This window comes from Chryseobacterium sp. RR2-3-20 (assembly GCF_017808115.1).
GTDB lineage: Bacteria > Bacteroidota > Bacteroidia > Flavobacteriales > Weeksellaceae > Chryseobacterium > Chryseobacterium oryzae.
This window is the reverse complement of record NZ_JADQBD010000202.1, coordinates 1-536: the sequence shown is the minus strand read 5'-3', so window position 1 is coordinate 536 and position 536 is coordinate 1. Positions and strand designations below refer to the sequence as shown.

The following is a 536-nucleotide window of genomic DNA, read 5'->3' as shown; positions in this document are numbered from 1 at the left end:
GTTTTCGAGATATTTGCCTTCTAAAGTTTCAATACAGTTCGTCCTATTGACACAATTTTTGATTTGTAAATACGAAGCTCAGGTAAATAATAAATAATAACAGGAAATAATGCATAGGTACAAAGTGAATCATAGTTTATTAGTAAAGTTTTTTAATAGGCCTTACGGCGACATAGTGTTCGCAAGAGGAAGTTATAACGTCTCTAGAGTGTTCATAGTAAAAAAAATAACAAACATGATAATAGTGAATTCTAAAATTGATTTTTCATAGGGGTAGCAAGTTGATATAACTGTCATATGTAATGCAAGCGCCCACGTATTATACCGGTGAATAACTTATTTAGAGCAACTGCTCGAAATGTGCACCACCCACTTCAATGCACTTTTCTAGTCGTTTTATTAGAGATATTCTAATGTTAAAAATCAGTCCTGCATTATTTCTGATTACATTGGCAGCTTCTTGAATTTTTTGAAGCAACTCTCCACGGGATTCAATTCTTTCCTTGTAGATTATATCCCTCAAACTAGACCAAACA

The 536-nt window shown here is 33.0% G+C and carries 1 protein-coding gene; it reads right to left on the bottom strand.

Annotated elements, in window-relative coordinates:
- Positions 1-340: 340 nt before the first annotated feature.
- A partial coding sequence (locus IV513_RS15685) for a hypothetical protein (protein WP_209391484.1) occupies positions 341-536 on the bottom strand: 196 nt, incomplete at its 5' end.